This window comes from Candidatus Komeilibacteria bacterium CG_4_10_14_0_2_um_filter_37_10 (genome assembly GCA_002793075.1).
GTDB lineage: Bacteria > Patescibacteriota > Patescibacteriia > UBA1558 > UBA1558 > UM-FILTER-37-10.
Genome location: PFPO01000064.1, coordinates 1 through 9,332 on the forward strand (window position 1 = coordinate 1; position 9,332 = coordinate 9,332).

The window sequence follows — 9,332 nt, forward strand, 5'->3', positions numbered from 1 at the left end:
ATAACCTAGAACACTGTGCCCTGGGTGGTAAAACCCCAAATGAGGTATTAGCTAGAGTGCAAAATGTGTGTACCTAAAACATAATTTTATTCTAATAAACCCCAGTTAAGTACCTGGGCTTGACAAAAACGAGTCTTTGCACTATACTACGCCTTGTTATGATTCGCTCACCGAGCGAGGACTCGAAACTACTCGTTATATAAATATTATGCGACCAGTGGAATCTCGGGTCGTATTTTATTAATGTAACAATTTTATGAAAGAAAACACGCAAACCAAACTGTCTTTTGCCAATTTGGGTATTAAATCAGATTTACTAACACATTTGGAGAAGCTATCACTTACTTCTCCGACACCAATTCAACATCAAGCAATCCCTATTGCTATCAAAGGAGAAGACTTGGTGGGAATTGCCCAAACCGGAACTGGTAAAACACTTGCTTTTGTGGTTCCGATGATCCAAAAAATTACCAGTGGTCAAAGTATGGGGCTAATTATTGTCCCGACTAGAGAACTAGCATATCAAGTTGATGAAACGCTCAATCAATTTTCTCGTACCTACAAATTTCAAACAGCAGTACTGATCGGCGGAACATCCATTCAACCACAAATCAGACAATTGAAAAATAGACCACGAATTATCATTGCCACACCCGGCAGATTAATAGATCACTTACAACGGCGAACAGTAAATTTATCTTTTGTGGATACTCTAGTGTTGGATGAAGCTGACCGTATGTTAGATATGGGATTTGAACCAGACATTAGAACGATATTATTTTCTATGACTGTCAAAAATAGACAAACAATGCTTTTTTCAGCTACCATGCCTGATCGTATTGCTAAGATTGCCAATACCTACATGAGAAAACCATTACGCATTGAGGTTTCACCATCTGGTTCGCCAGCTATAGATATTGAACAGGAGATATTTATTGTCCAACAAACAAAAAAACTAATGCTGCTAGAAAAATTATTAGCAGAATACCAAGGTACTGTTTTAATATTTACTCGCACGAAATTTGCTGCTAAAAAATTAGCGGAAAAAATACGGATCTTCGGTCATTCAGCTGAAGAGATCCACTCTAATCGCTCCCTGATACAACGAACTAGAGCCCTACAGGGATTTAAAAACGGACAGTACCGCATACTAGTTGCTACTGATATTGCTTCCCGTGGTATTGATGTAAATAATATTGAAATCGTAATCAACTATGACTTACCAGAACAAGCTGAGGACTATGTTCATCGAATTGGTCGAACTGGGCGCGCTGGACTTAAGGGCAAGGCGGTTTCCTTTGTTCTACCTGATCAAAAACACAATCTTTGGACAATTGAAAGATTGATCAAAGCAACGCTGGCTATCAAATCTATTCCTAATATAACTGAGGAGTATAGCGCGTCAATACAAAAAGCTTATTCCAGTGGTGGCCGATCAAAAAAGTTTGGCTCTCTCAATAGATCTCGTGGGCGCAGTGGTGGTGGTTTTGCTAAGCGTCCGAGCGCCTCACGATCTGGTTATAAAAGTTATGGCTTTGCCAGAAGATCTAGATAAACCAAAATATTTTCCTACTAAAAGTTTCTACTTAAAAAATAGAAACTTTTTTTAGCAAACAAAAAATCGCCAATTAGTTACGCTCATAATAAAGCAATAAATTCGGCGATTTTTTGGTGCCAAGACTAGACTCTCTTAACGTCTTTGGCGTTTAAACCCTTTGGTGTTTGTTCGGTCTCAAAAGAAACCTTATCACCTTCGTTGAGTTCATCGAATGTAACATCGACTAATGCGTTGCTGTGAAAGAATAAATCTTTATCACTGCCTTCAACGGAAATGAATCCAAAACCTTTATCGGTTTTTCTTTTAATTATGCCATTCATAATATAAATTTTTACTAGTGAATAATTTTCTAAATATTAGTTATTAAGCTCGACTACCTCTCAAATAATAGTATTTTTGTACAAGAATATTGCTAGTATAACACAAAAGAATAACTTATACAAATAGGCTCATTCTATCCCTACTTTGTTTATGGATAACTCGTAATAAAAAATTGTTTTGCTAAACACAACTGCAAAGGAGATTGTCCGATAGTCAAATACGATTTCTCTAATAATTTTGCTAAAACAAAAAATCCCAAATGCGAATCAATAAAAAAAATAACCGAAGCGATGTTCAGGATTCAACTTAATATCTAACAATAAAAAAAGCGATCGTCTAAGACAGTCGCTTTTATTAATTAAACGAACCAAGATAATAACAAGATTTATTATTAAACTCCAAACATATACCCTGACAATAATTCAATGTTAATGGTACTTCTGAAGTATCAACAATATTATTTAATATTGCAAGTATAAAAGTATTGTGGCTAAAACAAAAAATCGTTGAATCAATAGGAACCTCATCCATAATACCACTCATTAGCTCACCAAACTTGCAAATATCACGATTTAATAACTCCGGGCAAATTTCTTTTGCTGCAAAATATTTACTATTAAACAGAATTAATTTTTCCTGAAATTTTTTTGAAGTAAAATTCTTTTGCCACGTTTTTAATTGATCAGTAGAAAAATCAAAATCTAAAAACATTCTTACAAAATTATTATCATTATAATTCAATAAGGATGCTAATTTCTTTAAAGCCAGGCGACATCTATTGTGTTTACTAGAGCAAAAATAACTTACTACGATGTTGTCAGAAATAATTTTCGCAGCAAGATCCTTTAATTGCTCCTGACCCTTCTTTGTAATATTTCCCATTTCATCCTCCAGATGTCTTATTAAATATATAATGGGCATATTATTCTCCTTTTTAATGTTCTATATTATTCAATTTATTGATATAATATATATAAACAAATGTCAATATGAAAATTATCTTCAAACCAAATATTCAACTATTTATAGCTTTCCTAATAATAAACGCTGCGGGTTATAAATATGAAAATAACCCACTTGGACAACATCATCTTCGTCGTGAAATGGTTAACGTATTTTCTAATTTTATTAAAGACGATGCAAAACAAATCAAACTATTAACTCTAATTAAAAATTTACCTTGTTCGAGCGACGAATATATTAGGCTTGTTAACTTATTATTTAAAGCACAAGATAACGATCCTTTCTATAACTTAACTAAAACAAAACTAATTAAAAAAGAATTTATTGCCAATATCAAAAAACTAGAAAAATCAAATACTATAAAAATATTATACAAACAATATTGTCTAACTGTAAAAAATTATCATGATTTTAATACTCGTGGTAAAAAAGAATTAGAAACTGTTTTGAAATTTTTTAACTTACAACCGTCAAACATAAACATAACAATTCAAACACACTTGAATTTATTAGATAGCTTCCAAAGAGGAACGAATTATAATAGTAGCAAAATAAAAATAATCGCTTTCTCTTTGAATTGCGATAATAATATTAACTGGCCAACAGCCCGTCATGAATTAATGCATGTTTTGTTAAAAAATAAATATCATAACGACTTGTCCAAAATCAAATTTTCCTTACCTGTAGGTAGGGGTTATTTACAAGATAGTACTAGAGTAAAATTTGAAGAAAATTTTATTTATGCTGCTAATTTATTTTTTATACCTGAACAAAAAAAACGTAACTCTAACTTAAAATATTTTTACGATTCTGGCTATACAAGAATTTATGAGTTTTATAATCTAATAGACGAATATTTTATAAAGCATAAACGCATCCTATCATCGACTACTATGAATAACTTTATTCAAAAATTAAATGGAAAATAAAAAAACCTCTATAAAAAATTAGAGATTTTTTTACATCAGTATGATATCTTTTTTTTTAACAACTTCGTGTAAATATATCAATCAATTAATTACTCGACGTATTCTGTAATATATTATGCAACTACTGGTGGCCATAGCCACTTTTGAGATACTTCTCTCTGGCTAAGGCATCTTGTTTATTTACAAAAAAATTCATAGTGAACAATTTTGATATGTTTTTACCGACTCGTCAAATGTAACGTCAAACGTGACAGCTCGTTGGACGAGCTGGGGTGACTACTGGGAGTTGAACCCAGACTAGCGGGACCACAACCCGCTGTTCTACCGCTAAACTATAGCCACCATGAAAAATAAATTTACTAGCGAGTCCCGTTGCTATGGGACGAGCTAAAAGGAATACTTTGCTGAGAGTAGCGGAATCCAGCTCTTCGTGAATAGCTGGATGGAGCGGACGAGGCAAAGTATGACGTGGTACCCCGGCAAGGAATCGGACCTTGATTTAAAGCTTAGAAGGCTCTCGTTCTATCCATTGAACTACCGGGGCGTAATTACCATTATCCCGCCATCTCACCACGCTAGCGCTTGTGCAACGGGTGACAGGATTTTACTGAAAAAGTTTATTACTTCTTAAACAAACTCCTACCATAATGTTAGATAACTGGATTCAATTCTAATATAAATCAGTGTCGTTGTCAAGAATAGAATTAATGCTTTTTGCTCTTATTTTTCTTATTTCTCTCCTCCTTAGCCTTATTTAATTTATCGTAGTATGTTTTACTAATTATTTTCTTATCCAAATCATTCAGTTCACTTGTTGCTAATAATTCACTCAACATTTTTTCTTTATAATCTCTAATGTTTTGTTCGCTCTGAACATGATCGTTGACTACGATTTTATCAATACCAATGTTATTTAAAAATTTATTTACTTCTTTTTCCAATTCTTCCTTACGTTGAAAATACTCTTTCAATGATTCTTTGGTGGAAACATTGACGTCATCACATTTATACAAAACCCCGCGAATAAAATCCATCATATCAACGTTTTGATTTTCAAAAATTACCTCACTTCTTTTGAGAATAAACATTCTCTTTTCTGGCAACGTAATAATAAAATTTTCTATATTACTATCGACATCTAATAAGGGGTTATTAGCATCCTTTTTTATTTCCTTAATTTCTTTTTCTGTTAACTTATAATTTTTTATGGTTGGTCTTTCCGTCATAAGATTTTTATATAATAAATTAAAATATTTTTTTAACAACTAACGCAAATTATTATTTGAAAATTAGCAAAACAATCTTCCCGTTTTCCTGATAATCAAACACTAGCTTTTTACCGTCAGCTGACCAGCGAGGATGAGCGGCGAATTGTTTACCGGAATCAGTAAGTTTAATCTTATCCGTACCGTCAGCATTGATAGCATAAATGTCCCACGCTAGTATTGCCATGCCATCGTCTTGCTCTACACTATAAGCAATAATCTTACCATTAGAAGACCAGGTGGGGTCAGTAATACCGGATTCAGTTATAATATTTACCTGTTCAGAGCCATCGATATTCATCGTCATCATCTTCCCGGGACCAGTGTACTGATAATAAACAACTTTGGTACCAGCGGGAGATAAAACAGGATCGATAAAAGCTGGGGCGGTAAGCTCTTGCGTGGTACCATCAAGGGTTACTGATTTAATAACAGATTGATCGGCAGCACCAGTGTCATTATCGAAAGTATAGAAAAAAATCGGTTCATTTTTATTAACAAATTTCTTTTCTTTACCCCAAATGTCAAAGATAATAAAATTTTCCCGAGACGTTTTGTTTTCATAGATAAAGGCAATTTCTTCATTGGTAATCCACTGCGGGTACAAAATGTTTGTAACTGGTCCAAAAATTTGCTTTATTTCTTTAGTCTGGATATTAATAACATTCATTACCTCGTCCTTTGATCCAGCAAAGCGACTATTGGTTTCTTGCTGGGTAACAACAAAAATATATTTTCCATCACGCGACCATTCATAATCATCAACGGCAGAAAGAATTCCACTGTAAATATTTCTAAATTTGATCCATCGACATTAACCAACCAAAGTCCTTCATCCTGACCGCGAGACGCAAAAACAATTTTATCACCCAGGGGAGAAAATTTTGGATAGGCCCCCGTTATCCTTAAATTTAACTCTTTTATCTCTTTGATAACCAAATCACTCGTACTTCCCGGGGTGTTCACTGACGGCGATAAAGCCTGAGACGGGGGTGTCAATTCCTGATCAAAAATAAAATATCCTGCAATACCAACAATAAATACGATAACAATAATTAAAGTGATTTTATTCAAACTATTCTTTTTCATATAATTAAACTTTACTAAAAAAACGTGTTGCTTAATCAGGATCGGGGAGCTAAAGGAATCCCACTGATAACAAAATGATGCAGCGTAGTTATACGACTCCATTACAACCTAGTTTATCAAAAAACGCTACTAATATCCATAAACATTCTCCATTACATTATTTTCCATCTCCTACAAAATAATAAGTTTTCCACTCATCAAAAATATATTTATACCCCTGCTCAATAAATAATTTTTTCACAGCTTTAAAGATCTTTGCTTGTTTTTCAAAATTCCCAGTTCGTGAAATATCCAAATAATCAACAATAAATTCCTCTGTATCAAAAGGCAAAAATTCTAGGGGATAATTCTTGAGTTCCCATTCAAAATATTTATTGTATGGTTTTAGACGTCCTTCAAGAGCATATAAAGCCGTCATAAGAAATGGTAAAGATTCTACTGCGTCTAAATATCCCGCTGTATCTTTCCCCTCTCTAAAATATTTTGCCGAACGATAGACTTCGTTGATATAAGCATCAAGAGAGTCTTTAATAACTGACAATTTTGCACTTTCTGGTAAAGTTCCTTTTTCCTTCATAATTTTAGTAAGTTCACCTGTTTTATCAATTACTGTTTATTGTGTGCGAAATTGTATCTATCCCATTCATGGTCGCTTCCCCAAATTGCGTGATTTTTCAATTCAGTTAAACTCAAAACTTTAATTTCAAACGAATCAGATAAATAACTTTCCATTTTTTCTTTTACTTCTTTTAGCGCAGAATCAGATAAAATCACATAAATATCCATATCGGAATATTGAGTAATGAAGTCATTGCTTTTTCCATGGGAACCGCCAAAAAATAGCCCGATAATATTTTCATTCTCAGTACTTTCTTTTAATACTAATTGATATTTTTGTTCTAAATTTTCCATAAATAATTTTAATGGGTATTTTTTCAACCACCACCGAAGTCTTAACATAGGGTGGTGTTCGATTCCCCGTCAGATGGGGACGAATTAAGTATATTTTATAAAGGAATCCCACTACCCACGGGAAAGAAAGTGAAAATTTAAAGAAAAATAGACATCATGTAGCGAGCTTACTTGGTTCCGCCAAAGGTGGAATAAGCAAGCGAGCTAAAGGAATATTGCTTGCGAGCTGCGTGAAGTGATTTAGACTTGTTCTGAAGCACGCAACGACGAGCAAGTAATATGACGTGGTGCCCACAGCACCGTATGGTGCTGTGGTGCCCTTGGAGGGAATCGAACCCCCATTTTAGGTACCGGAAACCCACGTTCTATCCATTGAACTACAAGGACACGATTTGAACCATTGTCCCGCCTCTGGCGGGATCAGCCTTCTCACCGCGCTAGCTCTCAAGCGTAACGGGGTGGCTGAAACTACAAGGACACGATTTGAACCAAATTGAAAATTCGTTAACAACTATCCTGACTGTAAAAATACATTTATCGCTTTATTTTTTATTTTTAGCCACCTTACTGAATCCGCGGTCTCGGACCTGCTCTTGATTCTTAATCAAACCCTTACTGTGCATTACAAAATTATCATCTCTTTCCTCTTTTGTAAACTGTTGACTGAGCATGTCCTCATAATAAAATTCACACAAGCCCTCGATAAACACTGGGGCTTGATGGCAAGATTGACATAATAAATCTTCGCTCATAAATTATTTATTTATTTTTTCTTGTTCGACCATGAAAAGCCTGATGTATTTCTCTTAATTGTTGATTGGTAACGTGAGTATAAATCTGCGTGGTGGTAATACTGGCGTGTCCCAACATCGCTTGCACTGAACGAATATCAGCACCATTATACAAAAGATCTGTGGCGTATGAGTGTCTGAGCGTGTGCGGTGTGACTCTTTTGGTGATACCAGCGATACGGCTGTACTTATCCACCAAACGCTGCACTGAACGTGATGTTAAAGCACAACTATCCTCTGTTCGTGATTTACTAGCTCGATCATGGGCAATAAACAAAAACTTTTCTAAATCTTGTCTTTTTTGTAAATATTGACCCAGCCAATACTTGGCTTGATTAGACAAAAATACCACTCGTGGTTTATCGCCCTTACCACGGACGGTAAATTCCTCTTTCTTCAAGTTAATACTATCGCGTTGAAGATTTACTAACTCGGATACACGTAAACCAGTAGAAAATAATAGTTCCAAAATGGCCTTATCTCGTAGCTGAATAATTTCTTTCTCCTTACTTTGAAAAGGGGCGTTTAATAAACGATCCAAGTCATTACCCTCCAAAAAATCAACAATACGCTCACCTATTTTGGCTAATTCCAACTTTTCTGCTGCCAAGGTTTTAATGTCCTGCTTAGCCATATATTTAAGCCAACTACGCAAAGCAATGATATGATAATTTTGCGTGCTCTTTTTTAATGCCTTACCGCCAACTACCAACCTGTTTAAATATAACCGAAATTTCTTAACAGCTTCCAGGGTAATGTCTTGAGGATTTCTCACCTGACTCTGCTGTAAAAAACGATGCAAATAAAAATTATAATTTCGTACCGTCAGAACACTACGATTCTTTTCTACTTCCAAATACTCCAAAAAGGAAATTACTAATTTCTCTAATGTTGTGGTCATACATATATTTTACGACGCCGCTAGCGATTAAGCAAATAAAAAAAGACCACCCTCGTTGAGAGTGGTTCAATCTTCATTTAAATGAAGTTATTTTTAGATAAATCCTGTCCTGATCCAGAGTAGCGCAGTGAATATCTTTTTTATTGCTGTTATTTCGACTAATATTTTGTTGTTTATTTACCAAACTCATCTGTACATGATACCCCTTATTTTGAAATCGTAATCGCAAAATAGAGCGGTTTTTATCCTGGACAAATTGTGTTTCTGCTTTTTTAATCAGTTCAGAAATATCAAAATGATTAAAAATTTCCTCCTTTTTCTCAATAGCTTGATGGTTGCATACCGAAATTGAAATTTTTTTCACCCTCTCCTTTGGCAGACTCTTCATAAAAGCCTTCCAAGCATCACCGATTTGATGAATGCCAATTAAACCTTCAAATTTTTGCAAACTATAATCTCCTATAAGTTAATTTAGTAAATATTGATTAATTAAAGAACTAGAATGGACAACCTTTGTATATTAATAGAGTATTCGCTTATTGTCAATCACTTAAATTCTATTTCAAATCTTAATTATCGTTGGCGGTTAAACACTTCGTTAGG

At 34.3% G+C, this 9,332-nt stretch carries 12 protein-coding genes and 3 tRNA genes; 2 read left to right on the plus strand and 13 right to left on the minus strand.

All coding sequences use genetic code 11. From position 1 onward, the window contains the following. Positions 1–256: 256 nt before the first annotated feature. Positions 257–1,555, plus strand: a complete 1,299-nt coding sequence (locus tag COX77_03370; protein PIZ98791.1) for a hypothetical protein — start codon at positions 257–259, stop codon at positions 1,553–1,555. Between the two features lie 125 nt (positions 1,556–1,680). On the opposite strand, the gene COX77_03375 is transcribed toward COX77_03370, so the two are convergent. Both COX77_03375 and COX77_03380 read right to left on the minus strand, forming a co-directional pair. Further along, positions 1,681–1,881, minus strand: coding sequence for a cold-shock protein (locus COX77_03375; GenBank protein PIZ98792.1), 201 nt, complete (start codon positions 1,879–1,881; stop codon positions 1,681–1,683). 352 nt (positions 1,882–2,233) lie between these two features. Continuing rightward, on the minus strand, positions 2,234–2,800 hold the full coding sequence (locus COX77_03380) for a hypothetical protein (GenBank protein PIZ98793.1): 567 nt from the start codon (positions 2,798–2,800) through the stop codon (positions 2,234–2,236). Positions 2,801–2,868: 68 nt separating this feature from the next. On the opposite strand from COX77_03380, the gene COX77_03385 reads away from it, so the two are divergent. Then, positions 2,869–3,771 carry a hypothetical protein gene (locus COX77_03385; protein ID PIZ98794.1) on the plus strand — a complete coding sequence of 301 codons (903 nt, stop codon included), beginning with the start codon at positions 2,869–2,871 and terminating at the stop codon, positions 3,769–3,771. 268 nt (positions 3,772–4,039) lie between these two features. Here the strand turns inward: COX77_03385 and COX77_03390 are convergent. The 11 genes from COX77_03390 to COX77_03440 all read right to left on the minus strand — a co-directional run bounded on the left by COX77_03390 (position 4,040) and on the right by COX77_03440 (position 9,177). Next, positions 4,040–4,113, minus strand: a tRNA-His gene (locus COX77_03390). 127 nt (positions 4,114–4,240) lie between these two features. Continuing rightward, a tRNA-Arg gene (locus COX77_03395) sits at positions 4,241–4,315 on the minus strand. A 160-nt stretch (positions 4,316–4,475) separates the two neighbouring features. Beyond that, positions 4,476–5,036: a hypothetical protein gene (locus COX77_03400; GenBank protein PIZ98795.1), complete on the minus strand. Its 561-nt coding sequence runs from the start codon at positions 5,034–5,036 to the stop codon at positions 4,476–4,478. A 13-nt stretch (positions 5,037–5,049) separates the two neighbouring features. Next, a complete protein-coding gene (locus COX77_03405) occupies positions 5,050–5,706 on the minus strand; it encodes a hypothetical protein (protein ID PIZ98796.1) in 657 nt (218 codons plus the stop codon). Then, positions 5,706–6,227 (minus strand): hypothetical protein, encoded by a 522-nt coding sequence (locus COX77_03410; protein ID PIZ98797.1) that lies wholly within the window; start codon positions 6,225–6,227, stop codon positions 5,706–5,708. The genes COX77_03405 and COX77_03410 overlap by 1 nt, the downstream gene beginning before the upstream one ends. Positions 6,228–6,282: 55 nt before the next feature. Continuing rightward, a complete protein-coding gene (locus COX77_03415; GenBank protein ID PIZ98798.1) occupies positions 6,283–6,702 on the minus strand; it encodes a hypothetical protein in 420 nt (139 codons plus the stop codon). A gap of 29 nt (positions 6,703–6,731) precedes the next feature. After that, positions 6,732–7,085: a hypothetical protein gene (locus COX77_03420; GenBank protein PIZ98799.1), complete on the minus strand. Its 354-nt coding sequence runs from the start codon at positions 7,083–7,085 to the stop codon at positions 6,732–6,734. 264 nt (positions 7,086–7,349) lie between these two features. Beyond that, a tRNA-Arg gene (locus tag COX77_03425) sits at positions 7,350–7,424 on the minus strand. Positions 7,425–7,579: 155 nt separating this feature from the next. Further along, positions 7,580–7,789 (minus strand): hypothetical protein, encoded by a 210-nt coding sequence (locus COX77_03430; GenBank protein ID PIZ98800.1) that lies wholly within the window; start codon positions 7,787–7,789, stop codon positions 7,580–7,582. A 7-nt stretch (positions 7,790–7,796) separates the two neighbouring features. Beyond that, entirely contained in the window at positions 7,797–8,729 is a 933-nt protein-coding gene (locus tag COX77_03435; GenBank protein PIZ98801.1) for a hypothetical protein, read from the minus strand. Between the two features lie 73 nt (positions 8,730–8,802). Continuing rightward, positions 8,803–9,177, minus strand: coding sequence for a hypothetical protein (locus tag COX77_03440; protein ID PIZ98802.1), 375 nt, complete (start codon positions 9,175–9,177; stop codon positions 8,803–8,805). Between the last annotated feature and the right edge of the window lie 155 nt (positions 9,178–9,332).

Excerpts from the sequence above, each read along its gene's own strand:
- COX77_03370 (PIZ98791.1), top strand. The coding sequence starts at position 257 with ATGAAAGAAAACACGCAAACCAAACTGTCTTTTGCCAATTTGGGTATT.
- COX77_03380 (PIZ98793.1), bottom strand. The coding sequence starts at position 2,800 with ATGCCCATTATATATTTAATAAGACATCTGGAGGATGAAATGGGAAAT.
- COX77_03385 (PIZ98794.1), top strand. The coding sequence starts at position 2,869 with ATGAAAATTATCTTCAAACCAAATATTCAACTATTTATAGCTTTCCTA.
- COX77_03405 (PIZ98796.1), bottom strand. The coding sequence starts at position 5,706 with ATGAATGTTATTAATATCCAGACTAAAGAAATAAAGCAAATTTTTGGA.
- COX77_03410 (PIZ98797.1), bottom strand. The coding sequence starts at position 6,227 with ATGGAGTCGTATAACTACGCTGCATCATTTTGTTATCAGTGGGATTCC.
- COX77_03415 (PIZ98798.1), bottom strand. The coding sequence starts at position 6,702 with ATGAAGGAAAAAGGAACTTTACCAGAAAGTGCAAAATTGTCAGTTATT.
- COX77_03420 (PIZ98799.1), bottom strand. The coding sequence starts at position 7,085 with ATGTTAAGACTTCGGTGGTGGTTGAAAAAATACCCATTAAAATTATTT.
- COX77_03430 (PIZ98800.1), bottom strand. The coding sequence starts at position 7,789 with ATGAGCGAAGATTTATTATGTCAATCTTGCCATCAAGCCCCAGTGTTT.
- COX77_03435 (PIZ98801.1), bottom strand. The coding sequence starts at position 8,729 with ATGACCACAACATTAGAGAAATTAGTAATTTCCTTTTTGGAGTATTTG.